Origin of the sequence: Streptomyces sp. NPDC004609, assembly GCF_042873655.1 — a bacterium.
GTDB lineage: Bacteria > Actinomycetota > Actinomycetes > Streptomycetales > Streptomycetaceae > Streptomyces.
Genome location: NZ_JBIALS010000022.1, coordinates 74499 through 95244 on the forward strand (window position 1 = coordinate 74499; position 20746 = coordinate 95244).

The window sequence follows — 20746 nt, forward strand, 5'->3', positions numbered from 1 at the left end:
GCCGTGCCGGCCGCCTCCGCCGTGCCGGCCACGGTGGCCGGCCGCCGCGTCCGGCCACCCGTACGGACCCGTCGTACGAACGGTTCGTACGACAGTGTGCCTTCGGTCCTGATCATGCCAAACACACGGCGGTTGGCCCAGACCCCGGGCCAACCGCCGTGCCGTGTTCTGTGCAGGAATCACCCTATGAGGGGTCCACCACCCACGCACCCTGGCGCATGACGCCCTTGAGCTGGAACTCCTCGTCCAGGACCACCAGATCCGCGTTCTTGCCCGGCTCCAGCGAGCCGACCCGGTCCCAGACGCCGAGCAGCTTCGCCGGGTTCACCGAGATCGCCTGGACGATGTCCTCCACGGGGATGCGGTCCACGGTGGCCGCGCGCCGGAACGCCGTGTCCAGGGTGAGCGTGGAGCCGGCGATCGAGCCGCCCTCGACCAGCCGGGCGACGCCGTTGGTGACGTCGACGGCGAGCGGGCCGAGCTGGTAGTGACCGTCGCCGAAGCCCGCCGCGTCCATCGCGTCCGTGATGAAGGCGACGCGGCCCGCGCCCGCGCGGTGGAAGGCGAGTTCGAGGGCGGCGGGGTGCAGATGGGTGCCGTCGTTGATCAGCTCGACGGTGACCCGCTCGTCCTCCAGCAGCGCGGCGATCGGGCCGGGTGCGCGGTGCCCGAGCGGGGGCATCGCGTTGAACAGGTGCGTGGCCACGGTCGCGCCCGCCTCGATCGCCTCGGCGGTCTGCTCGTACGTGGCGTCCGTGTGCCCGATCGCGGCGATCACACCGTGCTCGGCGAGCAGCCGTACGGAGTCGATGCCGCCGGGCAGCTCGGCCGCGAGCGTCATCATCTTCGCGGTGCCGCGCGCCGCGTCGATCAGCTTGCGGACCTCCGACGGGTCGGGGTGGCGCAGCAGTTCCTCGCTGTGCGCTCCCTTGCGGCAGGGGGAGATGAACGGGCCCTCGAAGTGGATGCCCGCCAGGTCGCCCTGCTCGACGATCTCCGAGAGCGCCCCGGCCCGGTGCGCGAGGAAGTCCGTCTCGGCGGTCACCAGGGAGGCGACGATCGTGGTCGTACCGTGCTCGCGGTGGGTCCGTACGCCCCGGAGCACGTCCTCGGCGGTGCCGCCGGTGAAGGACGCCCCGCCCCCGCCGTGGTTGTGGATGTCGACGAAGCCGGGGACGATCCAGTGGCCGGACAGGTCGCGGGCGGGCGTGTCGTCGGGGGCGGTCCCGGCGAACTTCGTCCCGTCGACGATCAGCCGTCCGTTGCGGACGGTCCCGGTCGGCAGTACCACCCGGGCTCCGGTGAGGATCGTGCAGTCGGCGCGTGCGGCGCTGTCGGCCAGTGCGGCGCTGGCGGCCATTAGACGGTTACCTCCGAGTCGGTGGCGATCAGATCCCAGGCGAGCAGCCCGGCGCCCAGGCAGCCGGCGGTGTCCCCGAGGGCGGCCGGGACGATGGCGGGGAGTTTCTGGAACGTGACGCGCTCCTCGACCGCGGCCCGGAGCGGTGTGAACAAGGTTTCCCCCGCCTCCGCGAGACCGCCACCGATGATCAGGGCGCGGGGGTCCAGGAGGGTGAGGGCGGTGACGAGCCCGGCGGCGAGGGCGTCGACGGCGTCCTGCCAGACGGCGATCGCCCGGGGGTCACCGTCCTCGACGGCCTTGGCGCAGTCGGCGGCGTCCGCGTACCGGTCGCCGCTGGCCTGGGCCCAGGCGCGGGTGACGGCGGAGGCGGAGGCCAGGGTCTCCAGACAGCCCCGCTGGCCGCAGCCGCAGTCGGGGCCGTCGGGGCGTACGACCACATGGCCGATCTCGCCGGCGTAGCCGTGCGCGCCGGACTCGATGGCGCCGTCGATGCCGATGGCTCCCGCGATACCGGTGCCGAGCGGCACGAACAGGAACCGGTCGGCGCCCCTTCCCGCGCCGATACGCCCCTCGGCGAGGCCGCCCGTACGGACGTCGTGCCCGAGGGCGACGGGGATGCCGCGCAGCCGGCGGCTGAGGAGGTTGCGCATCGGGACGTCGCGCCAGCCGAGGTTGGCGGCGTAGACGGCGATCCCGAGGTCGGAGTCGACGATGCCGGGCACGGCCACGCCCGCGGCGAGGGCGCTCTGGCCGAAGTGGTCGACCCCGTAGGAACGGAGGTCCTCCGCGAAGTCGAGGATCGACTGCACGACGGCATCGGCCCCCCGCTCCCGCCCTGTGGCGCGCCGATCCTCATGGAGGAGCGTCCCGTCCACCCCGACGAGGGCGGCTTTCATGCCGGTGCCGCCCACATCGAGGGCGATGACGTGTCTCACGCGCACAGTCTGGCGGGTGAGCACCCGAAAGGTCTAGTCCACTACACCGGATTGTTGCGTGGCCATACAAATTCCGGTGGCTTTTTTTGGGATTGTTTGCCGCGATTTGGGGTGCGGATGCCTGCGACTCGACCCGTTTGGACCCGATCCGGGAGTGTGAGTGGTTTGCTCGCGCGGGTGGGCGGAGGGGCCCGCTCCGAAGGCCGTTCGAGCCACGGGTACGGGATCGGGCCAGGGCGTGGATACGAGATCGGGCCAGGCGCGCGCAGGGCTCCGGCGAAGGGGCGGGCAGGGCTGAGGGAGGCCGGGCGCGGGGCGCGTCGGCCGGGGCGCGGGCGGCTCGGGGAGCGACGCGGAGGCGGGACCCGGGCCGGGCGCGGGCGATGACCCCGGGCCCTGGCCTGGGGCGCCGTTCCCGGGGCGTGCTCCCGGTGGGGCCGAGGGTCCGGCGAGGGAGCCTCGGGCCGGGGCGCGGGCACACGGAACTCGGGCGGCGGCTCGGGCTGGCACGGGCGCGGGCCGCTCGGGCGGAGCCCCGGGTGCTCAGGTGCTCAGGTGCTCAGGGCAGGATCACGCTCCGGGAGAGATTGCGGGGGTGGTCCGGGTCGAAGCCGCGCGACTCCGCCAGGGCCACGGCGAGCCGCTGCGCCCGGATCAGATCCGCCAGAGGATCCGCGGCCACATGCGCGACCAGCGTCCCGCCCGCCGCGGAGACGTCCGCCGCCAGCCCCTCCGGCAGCGCGCCGAAGACCCAGGCGACCCGCCCCGGCGCGGTGATGGAGACCGGACCGTGGCGGTACTCCATCGCCGGGTACGCCTCCGTCCAGGCGCCCGCCGCCTCCCGCATCTTCAGCCCCGCCTCCAGGGCCAGCCCGTAGGTCCAGCCCCGGCCCAGGAACGTCCACTGCTCCGCCGCCAGTACGGCGTCCGGCAGCGGCTCCGTCACCGCCAGCTCCGCGTCCACCGCCGCGTCGGCGACGGACTTCACGCCGGGCACGTCCCCGAGCCCCGCCCGCAGGAACGCCAGCGCGGTCGTGGCGAACCGGGTCTGCACGACCGACTCCTCGTCCGCCCAGTCCAGGACGGCGACCTCGTCGGCCACGTCCACGACCGGCGTCCCGGCGTCCGCCGTCAGCGCGACGGTCCTCACCGTGCCCCGGAGCCGGGCCAGCAGCTCCAGCACCTCCGTCGTCGTACCGGAGCGGGTGACGGCGACCACGCGGTCGTACGTACGCCCCACCGGGAACTCCGAGGACGCGAACGCGTCCGTCTCGCCCTGCCCGGCCGCCTCGCGCAGCGCCGCGTAGGCGATCGCCATGAACCACGAGGTCCCGCAGCCCGTGACGGCCACCCGTTCGCCCGGCCGCGGCAGCCCGTCGAATCCGGCGGCCGACTCGGCCGCCCGCCGCCAGCAGGCGGGCTGGGTCGCTATTTCCGTTGCTGTACGGGACATACGGCGGTGCTCCTCGCGCGTGCAGACCACTTCGTGTCGGAACGTGCTTAGCAGCCAGCCCCGTGCCCCGGCAATGGTGACCATCGGTGATGAAGACGTTGCACAAGCGAGACCGCCTGGCATGGACCTCTGAAGGACGATGGGGAAAAATCGCTCCTCATTCCGGGCGGCGTCGGGGGACGCCGGGGGACACCTGGGTGCAAAAAGGGGCGCCACGGGGGCGTCACGGGGGCCTTCACGGCACAAATTCGGCTGTCCAGCTGTCAAGCTGTCCGGCTCAAAGGGTGGGGAACAGCTGTGCACAGGCACTTTCTGGGAGTGACCGCGGCCACCGCCGCGCTGGGGATGACGGCCACGCTCGCGGGCTGTGGATCGTCCAGCGGCTCGTCCGAGGTCACCCTCCGACTGGTCGCCGCCGACTACGACGTCGACGGCGGACAGAGCAGCAAGGACTACTGGGCCGGGATCGCGAGCGAGTTCGAGTCCCAGAACCCCGGTGTGAAGCTCCAGGTCCAGATCGAGTCCTGGAACGACGTGGACCGCAAGGTGGCGGAGATGGTCAAGGCCGGCAAGGCCCCGGACATCGCCCAGATCGGGGCGTACGCCGACTACGCCGCCGACGGCAAGCTCTACGCCGCCGAGGATCTCCTCTCCATCCCGGTGCAGGCCAACTTCCTTCCGCCGCTGACCGACGCGGGCGAGCACCGTCGCGTCCAGTACGGGCTGCCGTTCGTCGCCTCCACCCGGCTGCTCTTCTACAACAAGAAGCTGTTCGAGGACGCCGGTATATCGAAGCCTCCCCAGACGTGGGCCGAACTGCGCGACAGCGCGCGGAAGCTGAAGGAGAACACGGAGGTCGAGTACCCCTTCGCCCTGCCGCTCGGGCCCGAGGAGGCCCAGGCCGAGACCATGATGTGGCTGCTCGGCAACGGCACCGAGGGGTATGTGGAGTCCGGTGGCAGCTATGTGATCGCCTCCGAGCCGAACATCGACACCTTCGAGTGGCTGAAGGCCAACCTCGTCGAGAAGAAGCTCACCGGGCCCGTCGCCCCCGGCAAGCTGAACCGCAAGGAGGCGTTCGCCGCGTTCACCCGGGGCGAGGTCGGCATGCTCAACGGCCACCCCTCCCTGATGCACACCGCGGAGAAGGCGGGCATCGAACTGGGCAAGGTGCCCATGCCGGGCCGCAACGGCAGGCCGAAGGCCGCGATGGGCGTCGCCGACTGGATCATGGGCTTCAAGCAGAACGGCAACCGCGCCGAGATCGGGAAGTTCATGAACTTCCTGTTCGACGACAAGAACGTCCTCGACTTCGCCGCGGAGAACGCCCTGCTGCCGGTGACGATCTCGGCGTCCGAGGCGATGAAGGAGGACCCGGAGCACCAGCACCTCAGGGAGTTCCTGGAGGCGCTCCCCACCTCGTTGCTGCCACCCGTCGGCAAGACGTCGTGGGCGGCGGTCAGCGAGGACATCAAGCAGCGCATCGGCCAGGCGGTCGCGCCCGGCAGCGATCCCCGGGAGGTCCTGGGCGCCATCGCCCAGCGGGCCGCGGCGGCCGAGGCGAGCGAGTAGCTCCTGGTCCGCCCCGGGACACCCCGGCCGCGTCCGGGGGCCCGGCGGCTCCCCGTACGCCTGGCGGGGCTGCCCGTATGCCTGGCGGTTTCCCGTGCACCCGGCGGCGGCTTCCGCACCCGGCGGTTTCCCGTGCACCCGGCGGCGGCTTCCGCACCCGGCGGCTTCCCGCCCGGCGGGCCGCCGTCCTGCGCGGTCCCGGTCCCCCGTCGGCCGTTGTGCCCGGTGGTTCGCCCGCCCCGCCCCGGCCGGGGCTGTTCCGCCGGGCCCTGCCTCCGCCCGGGCCGCCCCGGATATCGTGGCCGTATGACCGACGAGGAGCCCGCCGCGCCCGCCCCGCCGGGCGGCGAGCCCGCCGGTCCGGCCGATGGGCCCACCGGGGCCGCCGGCCCCGAGCCCGGGAAGCCCGCGACCGCCGGCCCCGGGACCACGGAGCCGGAACCCGCCGGCCCCGCGCCGGCCGAGGCAGCGACCGCCGGGCCCGCGTCCACCGAACCCGCAGCCCCCGGCCCCGCCGGGCGTCGGCTCGGCGCCCTCTCCGAGCGGGACCGGGGCGTACTGGCCATGGAGCGGCGTTCCTGGCCCGGGCCCGGGGCCAAGGAGCGGGCCGTACGGGAGCAGCTCGGCATCTCCCCGGTCCGCTACTACCAGCTCCTCAACGCCCTCCTGGACGACGAGCGCGCCCTCGCCCACGACCCGGTCACCGTCAACAGGCTGCGCCGGGTGAGAGACGCGAAACGCGCACGCCGATAGGGTCGGAACCATGGGCAGCTCCCCGCACTCCCCGCGTCCCCCGGACGCCCCGCAGGCGCGTCCCCTCCCGACTCCGTCGACCCCCGCGGGCCGGGACGGCCTCGCCGCGATCCTGGCCCGGCCCTCCCGGGCCGTGGCCGCGCTGGACTTCGACGGCACCCTCGCCGAGATCGTCCCGGACCCCGAGCAGGCCCGCGCCCACCAGGGCGCGGTCCCCGCGCTCGCACGCCTCGCGCCGAAGGTCGCGTCCGTCGCCGTCGTCACGGGACGCCCGGCCGGGGTCGCGGTCCGCTACGGCGGCTTCGCCGGGGTCGGGGGCCTGGACCATCTGGTGGTGCTCGGCCACTACGGCTCCGAGCGCTGGGACGCGGTCACCGGCACGGTGAACACCCCCGCCCCGCACCCGGGCGTCGCCGCCGTCCGCGCCGAACTGCCCGGTTTCCTCGACCGTATAGGAGCCTGGCAGGGCACCTGGATCGAGGAGAAGGGCCAGGCGGTCGCGGTCCACACCCGCCGGGCGTCCGACCCGGGGGCCGCGTTCGAGGCGCTGCGGGAGCCGCTCGCCACGCTCGCCTCCCGCCACGGCCTGGTCCTGGAGCCGGGGCGCATGGTCCTCGAACTCCGCCCGCCCGGCATGGACAAGGGCGTCGCGCTCGCCGAGTACGTACGCGAAGTGGACGCGCGGGCCGTGCTGTACGCGGGCGACGATCTGGGCGATCTGCCCGCCTTCGCCGCCGTGGAGAAGCTGCGCTCGGACGGGATCCCCGGGCTCCTGGTGTGCAGCGGCAGCACGGAGGTCACGGAACTGGCGGAACGCGCCGATCTGCTGCTGGCGGGCCCGTCGGCCGTCGTGGACTTCCTGGCGACCCTGGCGGACCACCTGTAGGCACACCCGGCGGGGACATCCGCAGGCCCTATGCGTGTGCCAACCGGTGCGTCAAGGACTCTCGGTCTCCGAGGTGCTCCGGCTCTCGGTTGCGGAGGCGTCCGGGGCCTCGGTGCCGGAGGTGCTCCGGCTCTCGGCCGCGGAGGGGGCCGGGGCCTCGGAAGCGCCGGCGGCCCGCAGTGTTTCCAGGTCGACCGTCTTCGTTTTGCCGTCGGCGCAGGTCAGCGTGACCTGGTTGTCCTGGCTGAGCGGCAGGAGGGGCTCGGAGATCAGTAGACCGTCCCACTCCTTCCCGTCCCACCCCTTGCCGGCCTTCTTGAACCTGCGGTCATCGGCGACATTCAACAGCATCACATAGCGTCCGTCCTTCGCTACCGGGTTCACCTTCATCGTGCTCCCGGCCGAGGAGTGGGAGGGCAGGCCCTCTTTCGATCCCCAAAGCGTGCCCTCGATGGACACCGACATGACCGAGGACTTCCCGTGCTTCTTCGAGGCCGCGGACCCTTGGTACTCGTGGAGTCCGTACACGGCCCGATAGCCGTCTTTCTCACCCTTCCTCAGCTTCCGGACCGCGTCCTCGACACACCCGTCCGTCGCTGTCGCCACGGTCGTCTCGCCGGGCTTCGGGGTGTCGGCGCTCAGGGCGGGCACGGTCACCGCACAGGCGAGTACGGCGGCCGTGCCGCCCACCACCGCCATCCGCCGGCGGATCAGTCCGCGCCGGGCACGGGCGGTGAAGTCCGTGCCGGGCACGGGGGGCATGTCGGTCGGTTCGGCGGCGCGGGAGAACAACATCCGTACCTGCTCCTCTACGTCGGACTCCCGGAACCCGGGAGAGTCATGTGATGCGGGGTGCCCGGAGCACTCGGAGTGCTCCGGGAGATGCGCGGATCCGGAAGGCCAGGGGGACCCTGAAGCCCGGGGTGACTCCGTAAACCACTGGTCAGCCATGGGCTGCGCTCCTTTCGGGGGTGGCCGGCAGAACAAGACCCGCGTCCCGCAGGGCGGCCAGCCCCCGCGCGGCCCGGCTCTTGACCGTGCCGGGCGAGCACCCGAGCACACCGGCGATCTCTTTCTCGCTGAGCTGGTGGTAGTAGCGAAGGACGAGCACCGCCCGCTGGGCCGCGGGCAGCTCCCGCAGCACCTCCCGGACGGCGACCCCGGTCACCAACTGGTCCTCCGACCCGGGCAGCGGGATCTCCGGCAACTGCTCGGCGGGTATCTCGCCGTGCCAGCGCCGGCGCCGGTCCTTGACCAGCAGCCGGACCATCGTGGTCCGGGTGTACGCCTCGGCGGCTTCGATCCGCCCGATCCGGTGCCAGGCGCGATAGGTCCGCAGCAGGGCCTCCTGTGTGAGGTCCTCGGCCTTCGCGCCGCCACCGGTCAGCAGCGTGGCCGTGCGCAGCAGCGAGCGGTAGCGCGCGTCCATGAACGCCGTGAACGCCTCATCCCTGCCGTCTCTCATCCGCCGACCACTCCCCGTCCGCCCTCGGATGGGCGGTCTCCCCCTTATCGAGGACCTGGGAGTGCGGGGAGGTTCCGGGGAACGCGGAAGGCCACGACGGCACCCACCGCGGACGCCGGGCGGGACGGCCCGGACGGCCCGGACGCGGTCATGGGCGGGCGCCGGGGCGGGGCGGGTGTGACCACGGAGCCCGCCGTGGTCACGAGGTCACCGCGGTCACGAGGTCACCGCGGTTCTACGAGGTCAGCGCCTCCAGCTGGTCCAGGAACCAGCGCTGGGGCGGCAGCGCGGTCGCCGCGGCGGCCAGGCGGCGGCACCGGCGCGAGCGTTCCGCGTCGGGCATGGTCAGGGCCTCGTGGAGGGCGTCGGCGGTGCCGCTCACGTCGAACGGATTGACCGTGACGGCGTCCTCGCCGAGCTCCTCGTACGCGCCCGCCTCCCGCGACAGCACCAGCGCGCAGCCGTGGTCCGAGACGAGCGGGATCTCCTTGGCGACGAGGTTCATGCCGTCGCGGATCGGGTTGACGAGGGCCACGTCCGCGAGGCGGTACGCGGCGAGCGAGCGGGCGAAGTCGTCCCGGACGTGGAGGACGACGGGGGTCCAGCCCGCCGTGCCGTACTCCTCGTTGATCTCGTCGGCGACGCGCTGGACCTCGGCCGTGTAGTCGCGGTAGACGGCCAGGTCCTGGCGGGAGGGATAGGCGAAGGCGACATGCACCACCTGTTCGCGCCACTCGGGCCGGGACCGCAGCAGCAGGCGGTAGGCGAGGAGCCCGCGCACGATGTTCTTCGACAGTTCGGTGCGGTCGACGCGCACGATCGTCCGGCGGCCGGGGCCGATCTGCTCGCGCAGGGCGGCGATCCGCTCCTCCACGTCCGGCCGGTGCGCGCGCTCGCGCAGGAAGTCCGCGTCCGCGCCGAGCCCGTGCACCCCGATCCGGGTGCCCTTGAGGGCGTCGTGGCCCAGCAGTTCCGTACAGCACGCGGTGAACGCGTCGGCCCAGCGCCGGGTCAGGAAGCAGGTGCGGTCCGCGCCGAGGAGGCCGCGCAGCAGTTGCTCGGCGATGTCGTCGGGCAGCAGGCGGAAGTAGTCGACGGGCGCCCAGGGGGTGTGCGAGAAGTGCCCGATCCGCAGATCGGGCCGCAGCTCCCGGAGCATCCCGGGCACCAGCGCCAGATGGTAGTCCTGCACCAGCACGGCGGCGCCGTCCTCCGCGTGGTCGGCCAGGGCCTGGGCGAAGGACCGGTTGTAGCTCTCGTACGAGCGCCACTGGTGCCGGAACTCCTCGTCGAAGACCGGCTCCAGAGGTGTCTGGTAGAGCATGTGGTGGACAAACCAGAGCACCGAGTTCGCGATGCCGTTGTACGCGTCGGTGTGGACGGCCTCGTCGATGTCGAGCATCAGCACGCCCGGCTCGCCGACCCCGCGCCGCACGGCCTCGCGGTCGCCCGCGCCGAGGGCGGAGCACACCCACAGGGAGTCGGCGTCCGAGCCGACGGCGGAGAGACCGGAGACCAGTCCGCCGCCGCCGCGCCGGGCGTCCAGGGTGTGGTCGTCGTTGAGCGTGTACGAGACGGGGCCGCGGTTCGACGCGACGAGGACCCTGGCACGGGCCGGGGCTGCGGGGGGCTCGGAGACCATGTGCCGAAACCTAGCCCGTCCCGTAACCCCTCAAACGCGAGTACGGCGCCACTCGGCGTGCCGTCGGTCACTCATTGCGCCGACCGCGTGCCTCACCGGCGGCGGCCGACCCGGGAGCGTGCCGCCGCCAGGGCGACGAGCCCGGCGGCGGTCAGCGCGAACCCGAGCCCGCCCAGCAGCCACAGCCGCTCCGTGCCGCGGCCCTCGCCGGCCGGGGCCAGAGCCGGGGGCAGCGCGTCGGGCGGCGCACCGGCGGTGGTGGCCGCGACGACGAGGGCGAGAGTGCCGAGGACGGTGGTGAGCCGCAGCGCGCGGCGCGAAGCACCCCTGAGGCGTTGACGATGCATACATAGGATATTTAGCCACATATGGGGCATCTACCCGGCTATGCGGCGCGACGCGCCGCATACTCACCGATCTCGCGCATCGGCGGACGCTCCTCCGTGTCCACCGGGTGCGTCCTCGGTATGAAGCCGTCCTCGCCGCGCTCGAACTGCGTCAGGGCGGGCCGCACCAAGTGCCCGCGCGAGAGCCGCAGTTGCGCGGTCCGGTAGATCGCCGCCGCCATCCTGCCCAGCGCCTGACCGTCCTGGTGGCGGTGCTTGCGCGAGCCGACGTCCACCTGCGCGAGCGCGTCGAGGCCCACCGTGTGCAGCGCGTCGACGAGGAGCCCCAGCTCCACGCCGTACCCGACGGGGAACGGCAGCCGCTCCAGCAGTGAGCGCCGGGCCGCGTACTCGCCGCCGAGCGGCTGGACGAACCCGGCGAGCCGCGGCCAGTGCAGATTCAGCAGCGGACGGGCCACCAGCTCGGTCACCCGGCCGCCCTGACCGCTGAGATCGCCGAGCGGACGGTCGTAGGTCGCCTTGACGAACTGCACCCCGGGATCGGTCAGCAGCGGTCCGATGGTCCCCGAGACGAAGTCGGCGGAGAAGTCCCGCAGATCCGCGTCGACGAAGCAGACGACGTCACCGCGGGTCACCAGCAGCGAGCGCCACAGCACCTCGCCCTTGCCGGGCAGGGCGGGTATCCGGGGCAGGATCGCGTCCCGGTGCACCACCCGCGCCCCGGCCGCCGCGGCCACCTCGCCCGTACGGTCGGAGGAGCCCGAGTCGATCACCACGAGCTCGTCGACGAGCGGCACCGCCTCCATCAGCTCGCGGCGGATCACGGTGACGATGTCACCGACCGTCGCCTCCTCGTTGAGGGCGGGCAGCACGACGCTCACGGTCGTGCCGCGCGCGGCCTTGGCGGCCGCCAGCCGGGCGGGCGGGCGGTCGGCCGCCGACCACGAGCGCGTCGCCAGCCAGCGCTCCACTTCATCGAGCACGTTCGACTCTCCGGGGTCCTCTGTGTGATCCATCTCGCGGTTCGGACGACTATCTCAACCGTCCGGACCTTCGGTTACAGTCTTGAACAACGCGCATGACCGTCGCATGTCGGGGGTCCGGCGTTCAACTGTTCAACAATCGAAACCCATAATCGAATACCGCTCATCCAGAGGGGCAGAGGGAAACGGCCCGTTGAAGCCCCGGCAACCCTCCAGCCGGTCTCCGTCGCGACAGCACATTCGGTGCGTCAGCGCCGCGAGGCTCCCGGCTAGGGAAGGTGCCAAATCCGTCTCATGGCGAGATGCGCCATGAGGAAGATGAGGAGAAAGGGCCTCGCCTCCATGGCTGTGCAGACCGTCACCAGCACGACCTCCATCGATCTCGGACCCGCAGCGGCCCTCTCGTGCCGCGAATGCGGCGAGCGCTTCGAACTCGGCCCGGTCTTCGCCTGCGCCTCCTGTTTCGGCCCTCTGGAAGTCGCCTACAACCTGCCGGCGGGCGACCCGGAGGGACTGCGCAAGCGCATCGAGGCCGGCCCGGAGAACATCTGGCGTTACGCGCCCCTGCTGCCCGTCCCCGCCGACGTCGCGGACAAGCCCGGCATCAACCCCGGCTTCACCAAGCTCGTCAAGGCCGGCAACCTCGCCCGCGAACTGGGTGTCACCGGCGGTCTGTACATCAAGGACGACTCCGGCAACCCGACGCACTCCTTCAAGGACCGCGTCGTCGCCATCGCCGTCGAGGCCGCCCGCGCCTTCGGCTTCACCACGCTCTCCTGCTCCTCCACCGGCAATCTCGCGGGCGCCGTCGGCGCCGCCGCGGCCCGCGCCGGCTTCCGCTCCTGTGTGTTCATCCCGCACGACCTGGAGCAGGGCAAGGTCGTCATGGCCGCGGTCTACGGCGGTGAGCTGGTCGGCATCGAGGGCACCTACGACGATGTGAACCGCTTCTGCTCCGAGCTGATCGGCGATCCCCTCGGCGAGGGCTGGGGCTTCGTCAACGTCAACCTCCGCCCGTACTACGGCGAGGGTTCCAAGACCCTCGCGTACGAGATCTGCGAGCAGCTCGGCTGGCGCATCCCCGACCAGATCGTCGTCCCCGTCGCCTCCGGCTCCCAGCTCACCAAGATCGACAAGGGCCTGCGGGAGCTGATCGGGCTGGGGCTGGTCGAGGACCGCCCGTACAAGATCATCGGCGCCCAGGCCGAGGGCTGCTCCCCGGTCTCCGCGGCCTTCAAGGCCGGCCACGACGTCGTACGCCCGGTCAAGCCCGACACCATCGTGAAGTCGCTGGCCATCGGCAACCCCGCGGACGGCCCCTATGTCCTGGACATCGCCCGCCGCACCGGCGGTGTGGTCGAGGACGTCGACGACGAGCAGGTCGTCGAGGCGATCAAGCTGCTCGCGCGGACCGAGGGCATCTTCGCGGAGACCGCGGGCGGGGTGACCGTGGGCGTCACCCGCAAGCTCCTGGACGCGGGTGTCCTCGACCCGGCCCTCACCACCGTCGTACTCAACACCGGCGACGGCCTCAAGACCCTGGACGCGGTAGCACCGACCACCGGTCCCACGGCGACCATCCGCCCGAGTCTGGACGCGTTCCGCGCCGCGGGCCTGGCCAACTGAAACCCCTGGGAGATCCGAAGATGAGCGTCAAGGTCCGCATCCCGACCATCCTGCGCACGTACACCGGCGGCCAGGCCGAGGTCGCCGCCGAGGGAGCCACCCTCGCCGAGGTCATCACCGACCTGGAGAAGAACCACACCGGTATCGCCGCGCGCGTCCTGGACGACCAGGGCAAGCTGCGCCGCTTCGTGAACGTGTACGTGAACGACGACGACGTCCGCTTCGAGCAGGGCCTGCAGACCGTGACGCCCGACGGCGCCGGGATCTCGATCATCCCCGCGGTCGCCGGCGGCTGAGCCCCGGCGGGACGGGCCGCTCCGCCGGTCCGTCCCCCTGCGCGCCGCCCCGGCCGAGCCCGCCCGGCGCGGCCCGGCTGACGAAGAGTTATTTACGCAGGGTCATTGCGATTGCCCCCTCCGTGAGAGATCCGGAGGGGGCAATTCTGCATGGTTGAGCGCGCTACAGTTGGGGAACGCCCCTTCACCGCACGCGCCGCCCGCCCACGAGAATGCGCCCGGCCGCGATAAGAAGCAGCCAAAGTGCGCCATCGATATGTCTCGTAAGTGCTCTTTGTCCGGCCTGATTTGCCCCGGAATTTCTTGAATTCAGGTCAATTACCCGATCGTAGGTTCCAGGAATTCTCGTCCGATTGACCTGTTGCAGAGGGCAGTTGGGCAGATACATTCAGCCGCGGTCGACGCGTTCCGGCGTGAGGTATGACCCGGGTCCGCGAGGTGCGGTCCTGTGCAAGGGCCAGTAATAGGGGAGTTAGGCATGGCTCAGGGCACCGTCAAGTGGTTCAACGCGGAGAAGGGCTACGGCTTCATCGCGGTCGACGGTGGTGCGGATGTTTTCGTCCACTACAGCGCCATCCAGATGGACGGGTACCGCACCCTGGAGGAGGGTCAGCGAGTCGAGTTCGAGATCTCGCAGGGACAGAAGGGCCCGCAGGCGGACATGGTCAAGCTCGCGGTCTGAAGTCCCGATCCCGGACGCGCGGCTTCCGACGCGCTTCACGCATGTGGGGTCCGCATCCCGGCCGGGATGCGGACCCCACATGCGTGCGCCCGCGTCCCTGTCTGCGTCGTCTGCGTCTTCCGCGTGACGGCCGCACCGGGTACGGCTCCCCCTGCGCGGGTACGGCCCCTCCGTGCCGGAACCCTCTGAGCGTCATGGGCGCACGGCTCCTCCCGCGCGCCCTGCCGTCCTCCCGTGCGTCCTCCCGGGCGGGGACGGCCTCTCCGGCGTCCGGGGAGCGGAGCCCCGGGGACGTGGGCCCGGGAGGGGGAGGCGGGGGGCCGCGTCACCTCAGCCGCTTGCACTCACAGGTGCCGAGTGCTAATCATTGGCGTTAGCACTCTCCGAGTGAGAGTGCTACTAAGGACCGGGTCGGTGAGGCCCGCCCGCCGCCGTGGCGCAAGGAGCCACCCGGCGCGGCAGGCCGTCCGTCGCGGGCGCCAGCGCGGTCCCTTGAGCTTCCCACCCAGTCCGTGGAGGACACTTCACATGGCAAAGATCATCGCGTTCGACGAGGAGGCACGGCGCGGTCTCGAGCGCGGGATGAACCAGCTCGCCGACGCCGTCAAGGTCACCCTTGGCCCCAAGGGCCGTAACGTCGTCCTCGAGAAGAAGTGGGGCGCCCCCACGATCACCAACGATGGTGTGTCCATCGCCAAGGAGATCGAGCTCGAGGACCCGTACGAGAAGATCGGCGCCGAGCTGGTCAAGGAGGTCGCCAAGAAGACGGACGACGTCGCCGGTGACGGTACGACCACCGCGACCGTCCTCGCCCAGGCGCTCGTCCGCGAGGGCCTGCGCAACGTCGCGGCCGGCGCCAACCCCATGGCCCTGAAGCGCGGCATCGAGAAGGCCGTCGAGGCCGTCTCGGGCGCCCTGCTGGAGCAGGCCAAGGACGTGGAGACCAAGGAGCAGATCGCCTCCACCGCCTCCATCTCCGCCGGCGACATCCAGATCGGCGAGCTGATCGCCGAGGCCATGGACAAGGTCGGCAAGGAAGGCGTCATCACCGTCGAGGAGTCCCAGACCTTCGGTCTGGAGCTCGAACTGACGGAGGGCATGCGCTTCGACAAGGGCTACATCTCGGCGTACTTCGCGACCGACATGGAGCGCATGGAGGCGTCGCTCGACGACCCGTACATCCTCGTCGTCAACTCCAAGATCTCCTCGGTCAAGGACCTGCTCCCGCTGCTGGAGAAGGTCATGCAGTCGGGCAAGCCGCTGCTGATCATCGCCGAGGACGTCGAGGCCGAGGCCCTGTCCACGCTGATCGTCAACAAGATCCGCGGCACCTTCAAGTCCGTCGCCGTCAAGGCCCCGGGCTTCGGTGACCGCCGCAAGGCGATGCTGAACGACATCGCCATCCTCACCGGCGGCACGGTCATCTCCGAAGAGGTCGGCCTCAAGCTGGAGAACGCGGGCCTGGACCTGCTCGGCCGCGCCCGCAAGGTCGTCATCACCAAGGACGAGACCACCATCGTCGACGGTGCCGGGGACAGCGACCAGGTCGCCGGCCGGGTCAGCCAGATCCGCGCCGAGATCGAGAACTCCGACTCGGACTACGACCGTGAGAAGCTCCAGGAGCGCCTCGCGAAGCTGGCCGGCGGCGTCGCCGTCATCAAGGCCGGTGCCGCGACCGAGGTCGAGCTCAAGGAGCGCAAGCACCGCATCGAGGACGCCGTTCGCAACGCGAAGGCGGCCGTCGAGGAGGGCATCGTCGCCGGCGGTGGCGTCGCCCTGCTGCAGGCTTCCTCCGTCTTCGAGAAGCTGGAGCTGGAGGGCGACGAGGCCACCGGTGCCAACGCCGTCAAGCTCGCGCTGGAGGCCCCGCTCAAGCAGATCGCGGTCAACGGCGGTCTTGAGGGCGGCGTCGTCGTCGAGAAGGTCCGCAACCTCACCCCGGGTCACGGCCTCAACGCCGCGACCGGCGAGTACGTGGACATGATCGCCGAGGGCATCCTCGACCCGGCGAAGGTGACCCGCTCGGCACTGCAGAACGCCGCGTCGATCGCCGCGCTGTTCCTCACCACCGAGGCCGTCATCGCCGACAAGCCGGAGAAGGCCTCCGCGGCCGCCCCGGGCGGCATGCCGGGCGGTGACATGGACTTCTGATCCTTCCGGATCAGCGGACCATGGCGTGACACGGAGTACGTACGAAGGGCGGCACCCCCACTCCCAGGGGGTGCCGCCCTTCGGCGTACGGCCGCGGCCGTTTCCACGACGGGACCGGGACCGCGACCGCAGCCGGGATCACGGCGAGTCAGCGGCCACGGCAGGACTGTCGGTGGCCGTGGCCACGGTGTGACCGGGACCTGGCGCCAGCCAGCAGCCGAGAACACGGCGGGTCCCGGCCACGGCCGGAACCGCGGCCGGGACCCGTGCCGTGGCCGCGGGTCCCGGCCGGATCAGTCAGCGCACATCGACGAAGTCGCCCGCTCCGAGCGAGTCGAAGTGGGTGGCGTCACCGGTGTACCGGATCGACCAGGTGCCGTCCATGGAAGGCTTCGCCCTCAGCGAGACACGGCCCTTGGAGTCCGTCGTGCCCCAGGCGGCGACCGACCACTTGCTGCTGTTCTTCCACTTGACCACCAGGGCCACGCGCTGCTTCGGCATGGCCCGGTAGGAAGATCCGGCCTTCTCGCTCAGCGTGCCGGTGACGGTGATCACCGCGCCCTTGCGGATCGGCTCCGGAACCGCGTTGACACCGCTGACCAGGGTCGCGGTACGCGACAGCTTGGTCACGGGGCCGGTCTCGTCCGCGAACTTGTCATCTGCGAGGGCGACCACCCGGTAGTGGCCGTTGAGGCCCTTGAGCCTCAGCTGGAAGGGCGTCCACGAGCCTCTGCCGACCTCGACTTCGCCGGTCTTCACGGCCTTCCACGCCTTGCCGTCGGCCGAGTGCTGGAGCTGCACCCGCTGATGGCCGTACGGCACGGTGTCCCAGTGGTCGGTCCGGAACGTGCCGCGGAGCGACCCGTTCGCCGTGACGTACCCGTCGCTGCCCATGGACACGCTCGTCCGCAGCGAGACCTCGTTGGGGATCACCAGCGGACCCGTGGCCTCGCCGATGACGAACGGGTTGGCCGGCACCACGGCCCAGCCGTCGTATCCCATGGAGGACACGCCCGGGACCACGGCGGTGTAGCGCCCGTCCGCGTCGGTGGTCACGGTCTTCTGCCCGACGTAGTGGGGAGAGCCGTTCCGGGTGAAGCCGACCTTCACCTCGGTGTTCGCGGCCGGTGTGTCGCCGTACAGGGCCCGGCCGCTGAGCGTCACCTTCTCGCCGGGCATGACCCGGGACTTGTCGGCGCTTCCGGTCAGCGTGATCGCGCGGGTCGTGACCTGCTTGGGACTACCGTTCTGGAGGACGCTTCCGTCGACCGTCTCGCTGTCCTCGGAGTACCTGACGTCGAAGCCGTACGTCTGCGGGGTCAGCGGGATGACCGCGGCGAACCGGCCCTGCTCGTCGACGCTCGCGGTACGGACGTCGTGCGGTGACAGCCGGGTGATCTCGACCTCCCGGCCGGGGCCGGGCAGCGGGACGAGATCTCCGGAACCGGGCTGGATCCCCACCAGGTTGCCCTGTGCCCGGGCGTTGGGGTCGTCCCACGTCGGTGTGCCGAACGTGAGGCCGGTGATCGCCGGTTCCAGGGTGAAGTTCAGCGTGCCCGCGTCCTGCCGCGTGGTCGTCCTGCCGAAGGCGTCGGTGACCGTGATATCGATCGCGTACTTCCCGAGGGCGGGCATGGTGCCGTTGTCCTCGACCAGTTTGAGCGGGTCGGCCCCCATCGGGAAGCCGTAGTAGCCCGAGTCCGTGGCCGTCTCGGTGAGCTCGGGCACCTCGGCGACCACGGTCGTGGCGTCCGAGCGGATCTTCGCCGACACGGACTCGATCCCGACGCCCATGCTGGGCAGCACGCCCACGGTGAACGTACCGCGCTCGCTGTCGGTGGTCGCCGCCCCGATCCTCGGGATCGGCGGATCCGACGCGACGGCGGGAGCGGCGGTCGCGGCCAGGGCGAGAGCGGCGGCGGACGCGACGACCGAGAGCCTGACGCGCCTGCGGTTGATGGTGTCAGCGCGCATCGATGTAGGTCGCCTTCGTCTCGGTGTAGAAGTGCCCCGGAGTCGGCTCGGTGATCACGGCCCAGTGGCCGTCCCCGTAGACCTTCGCCTTGATGGAGTACACGCCGTTGCTGTTGGCCCTGCCCTTGGCGACCCAGTACCACTGGGGGTCGCCCTTGGGCTTGAACAGGACCATCAGCTTCGGGTTCGGGAAGGCGCGCCACTTGCCGTTCACATACCGCTGAAGCGAACCGGACGCGGTGATCGTGCTGTTCACCTTCGGGCGCGTGGACGAGTACGTCGCGGACGCGAACCGGGTCACGTACCGGTACTGGAAGGAGGCCTTGGAGGCCAGCGCGACCAGCCCGTTCGACTCCGGGTGGTAGACGCGGTAGTACATCGCGACGAAGCCCTGCGCATTGGCGTTGAACGAGCAGGTGTCGGCGCCGGAGTAGTGCGCGGTCCCGACGACCATGCTCTTCCACTTGACGCCGTCGGGCGAGTACTGGAGGTGGACCTTCTCGCCTTCGCAGGTCGCGCCCTTGATCTGCCCGGACACCGAGATCGTGCCGAACTCGTCGAGGTTGTACTTGACGTTCGTGTACGAGAACGCGGCGGGGACGGCGATGACTTCGGTGTCGTGAGCCGTGGTCACGTAGTCGGACTGCTCCACGGATGTGTGGACCGTGCCGGGGACGGTGGCGTTGGCCGTGTAGGCGAAGGTGCCGTCGGCCGCCGCCGTGCCGGTGCCGACCGTGCCGCCGGTGAAGTAGTCCCAGTGGACGGGCGACTTCATCGAGGACACGAGCGGCGCGCCCGCGAAGGGCTGCCAGCCGTCGTTGGTGAGCCGCTCGACCTTTCCTGCCACCTTGAAGGGCGCGCCCTTGTGCACGCGGTACTTGTCCGTGTTCGCGGAGATCCGGACCGTCGTGGTCTCCACCCCCACCGAGCTGGGGAACCAGACTTCGTGCCGCGGGTCGGTGTCGGCGCTCTCGACGACCTGGGCCTTGCTGTTGGTGATCCGCGCGTCCGGGGTGAGCGGCAGCGAGAAGGTGCCGTCCGCGCCCACGACCGCGGTCTCCACCTTGGACGAAGGATTCTTGCGGCCGTCAAGGCTCAGCGTCACCTTGACCTCGGTGCCCTCGCGAGCCGGTGCGCTGACGCCGGTGGCCGGGTCGAACGTCGTCGCCTTGCCGGACGCGACGACCGTGCGGTTGTCGAAGTCCGTGGTCGCGCGGTCGTACGCGAGAGAGGAGACTCCGGTGTGCTGCTTGTAGGTGAACGTCCCGAACTTCCGTTCCTGGGCCGTCTCGTTGGGTATGTGGTACGAGATGCTCACCGGGTAGTTGCCGTACGGCGTTCCCTCGGGGAGCCTGATGGGCCGTTCGGTCGCCCACCCGGCGGGGTTGCTGGTGTTCGAGTACCCCACCTGGACCATCTGGTCGGTGCTCGCCAGTACGGCCGCGCCCGGCTCCGAGGAGGCGAGGACGTCCACCTTCACCCAGTAGGCGTTGTACGGCAGCCCGATGACGAGCTGCCCTCGGTCGTTGGTGACGACATGGGACACCGTCGTCGCCGCGAAGGCGTTCGGTGCCATGACGACGGCGGGTACGGCTACCCCCGTCGAGAGGACGAATACGGCCGCCGTACGCACCAAGGCATACGGCAGTCTGCGCGCTGAACGCGTCAAGGGACCCCCCACAGGTCATCAAGGGCGGCGCGCCATGACATGGCGGGCCGCGGGCGATCGTGCAAGAGTGCGGATCGCTGATCACACCACGATAGAGGTGTGCTGCAAGTGTTCTACGTGACGGATGCAGGAATATCTAGCGTGTGACCGTTTTCGGCACGTGCATTTCTCCTTCGGAGGCTCACGGGGTCAGGGGCGGCGGCCGCCGGAAGCGGCGCGGGCGGCTGTGGGCACGGCGAACTCCGGGTTCCCTTCGAATGCACGCGGGGCGGGAGTGGTTGGTGCCTGCAACCGGTTCCGTCGCAGATTCTGTCCGCAACACACCATCAGGGCGATTACCTCAGAGGTCATGCCGGGGAGCGTGGGCGCTGTCCCGCCGGCGGTCACGGACCGCCGGGGTGGGCCGGTCCGTGACCCCGTTGATCCCGAGAGGCGGCCGGAAACCGCTGCTCCGCCGGGAGCAGTTGGCGTCCGCCGTGCCCCTCGCGGGAGCGACCCGAGTCGGGCAAAAGCCTGTATCACCGAGGGATTCGTCGGTCCCGTACGGCACGGCAGAGGCGGTGTGCCCAGCCCGAACGCCGCACGGAAGGACCGACTCTGCGCGGGTACGACGATTCGCGCCACTGCTGGCGGTGAGTCCGGTGACCACGCAGGCTCCCGTGCTCGCCGCAGCGTCCCCGGCGACCGCCCATGCCTCGGCGACCGCTTCCCCGGCCGCCGGGACGATACCGGCCACCGCTGTCTCTCCGAGCCCCGCCACCGCCGTCTCGGGTCCCGGTGCGCGCGCCCTGGCTCCGTACACACGGCGGACGACGGCCCGGGAGAGACGCGGCCCCGGAACACCGGTGTTCTTTGAATGCGCCACCGTGAGAGTGCCACTGACTACCGGCGCCCGAGAGGCGGAATTATCGACGTAGTGATATCCCGTATCAAGGCCGCCGACTCCGCC

Annotated in this window: 17 protein-coding genes and 1 riboswitch; of the genes, 7 read left to right on the forward strand and 10 right to left on the reverse strand. The window is 71.1% G+C overall.

The window, feature by feature from the left end; translation table 11 throughout:
• Positions 1–184: 184 nt before the first annotated feature.
• The 3 genes from nagA to ACFYT4_RS22015 form a co-directional block, all read right to left on the reverse strand.
• A complete protein-coding gene (gene nagA, locus ACFYT4_RS22005) occupies positions 185–1360 on the reverse strand; it encodes an N-acetylglucosamine-6-phosphate deacetylase (RefSeq protein WP_389271430.1) in 1176 nt (391 codons plus the stop codon).
• Positions 1360–2298: an ROK family protein gene (locus ACFYT4_RS22010; RefSeq protein WP_389271433.1), complete on the reverse strand. Its 939-nt coding sequence runs from the start codon at positions 2296–2298 to the stop codon at positions 1360–1362. The genes nagA and ACFYT4_RS22010 overlap by 1 nt, the downstream gene beginning before the upstream one ends.
• A 559-nt stretch (positions 2299–2857) precedes the next feature.
• Positions 2858–3751, reverse strand: a complete 894-nt coding sequence (locus ACFYT4_RS22015; protein ID WP_389271436.1) for an SIS domain-containing protein — start codon at positions 3749–3751, stop codon at positions 2858–2860.
• Positions 3752–4096: 345 nt separating this feature from the next.
• Between ACFYT4_RS22015 and ACFYT4_RS22020 the strand changes: the two genes are divergently transcribed.
• The 3 genes from ACFYT4_RS22020 (at position 4097) to otsB (ending at position 6962) form a co-directional block, all read left to right on the forward strand.
• A complete protein-coding gene (locus ACFYT4_RS22020) occupies positions 4097–5323 on the forward strand; it encodes an extracellular solute-binding protein (protein WP_389271629.1) in 1227 nt (408 codons plus the stop codon).
• 306 nt (positions 5324–5629) lie between these two features.
• Positions 5630–6076, forward strand: coding sequence for a DUF3263 domain-containing protein (locus ACFYT4_RS22025; RefSeq protein WP_389271439.1), 447 nt, complete (start codon positions 5630–5632; stop codon positions 6074–6076).
• A 10-nt stretch (positions 6077–6086) separates the two neighbouring features.
• Positions 6087–6962 carry a trehalose-phosphatase gene (otsB, locus tag ACFYT4_RS22030; protein ID WP_389271442.1) on the forward strand — a complete coding sequence of 292 codons (876 nt, stop codon included), beginning with the start codon at positions 6087–6089 and terminating at the stop codon, positions 6960–6962.
• 51 nt (positions 6963–7013) lie between these two features.
• On the opposite strand, the gene ACFYT4_RS22035 is transcribed toward otsB, so the two are convergent.
• The 5 genes from ACFYT4_RS22035 to ACFYT4_RS22055 all read right to left on the reverse strand — a co-directional run bounded on the left by ACFYT4_RS22035 (position 7014) and on the right by ACFYT4_RS22055 (position 11399).
• Entirely contained in the window at positions 7014–7757 is a 744-nt protein-coding gene (locus ACFYT4_RS22035; RefSeq protein ID WP_389271445.1) for a hypothetical protein, read from the reverse strand.
• A 148-nt stretch (positions 7758–7905) separates the two neighbouring features.
• Positions 7906–8427 (reverse strand): SigE family RNA polymerase sigma factor, encoded by a 522-nt coding sequence (locus ACFYT4_RS22040; RefSeq protein ID WP_389271448.1) that lies wholly within the window; start codon positions 8425–8427, stop codon positions 7906–7908.
• Between the two features lie 235 nt (positions 8428–8662).
• The gene (locus ACFYT4_RS22045) at positions 8663–10069 is read right to left on the reverse strand and encodes a trehalose-6-phosphate synthase (protein ID WP_389271451.1); all 1407 of its coding nucleotides are present in this window, start codon (positions 10067–10069) and stop codon (positions 8663–8665) included.
• Positions 10070–10161: 92 nt separating this feature from the next.
• Complete coding sequence (locus ACFYT4_RS22050; protein ID WP_389271454.1) at positions 10162–10416, reverse strand: hypothetical protein; 255 nt, start codon at positions 10414–10416, stop codon at positions 10162–10164.
• Between the two features lie 38 nt (positions 10417–10454).
• Positions 10455–11399 (reverse strand): glucosyl-3-phosphoglycerate synthase, encoded by a 945-nt coding sequence (locus ACFYT4_RS22055; protein ID WP_389271632.1) that lies wholly within the window; start codon positions 11397–11399, stop codon positions 10455–10457.
• Between the two features lie 160 nt (positions 11400–11559).
• A riboswitch (SAM riboswitch) is annotated at positions 11560–11724 on the forward strand.
• 17 nt (positions 11725–11741) lie between these two features.
• On the opposite strand from ACFYT4_RS22055, the gene thrC reads away from it, so the two are divergent.
• From thrC to groL, 4 genes are all read left to right on the forward strand, one after another.
• Positions 11742–13025, forward strand: a complete 1284-nt coding sequence (gene thrC, locus ACFYT4_RS22060; RefSeq protein WP_389271456.1) for a threonine synthase — start codon at positions 11742–11744, stop codon at positions 13023–13025.
• A gap of 20 nt (positions 13026–13045) precedes the next feature.
• Entirely contained in the window at positions 13046–13321 is a 276-nt protein-coding gene (locus ACFYT4_RS22065; RefSeq protein WP_389271459.1) for a MoaD/ThiS family protein, read from the forward strand.
• Between the two features lie 478 nt (positions 13322–13799).
• Entirely contained in the window at positions 13800–14003 is a 204-nt protein-coding gene (locus tag ACFYT4_RS22070; RefSeq protein WP_005315736.1) for a cold-shock protein, read from the forward strand.
• Positions 14004–14531: 528 nt separating this feature from the next.
• Positions 14532–16154, forward strand: a complete 1623-nt coding sequence (gene groL, locus ACFYT4_RS22075; protein ID WP_389271462.1) for a chaperonin GroEL — start codon at positions 14532–14534, stop codon at positions 16152–16154.
• Between the two features lie 297 nt (positions 16155–16451).
• On the opposite strand, the gene ACFYT4_RS22080 is transcribed toward groL, so the two are convergent.
• Both ACFYT4_RS22080 and ACFYT4_RS22085 read right to left on the reverse strand, forming a co-directional pair.
• A complete protein-coding gene (locus ACFYT4_RS22080; protein ID WP_389271465.1) occupies positions 16452–18128 on the reverse strand; it encodes a hypothetical protein in 1677 nt (558 codons plus the stop codon).
• Positions 18118–19797 carry a hypothetical protein gene (locus ACFYT4_RS22085; RefSeq protein WP_389271468.1) on the reverse strand — a complete coding sequence of 560 codons (1680 nt, stop codon included), beginning with the start codon at positions 19795–19797 and terminating at the stop codon, positions 18118–18120. Before ACFYT4_RS22085 ends, ACFYT4_RS22080 begins: the two co-directional genes overlap by 11 nt.
• Positions 19798–20746 lie beyond the last annotated feature (949 nt).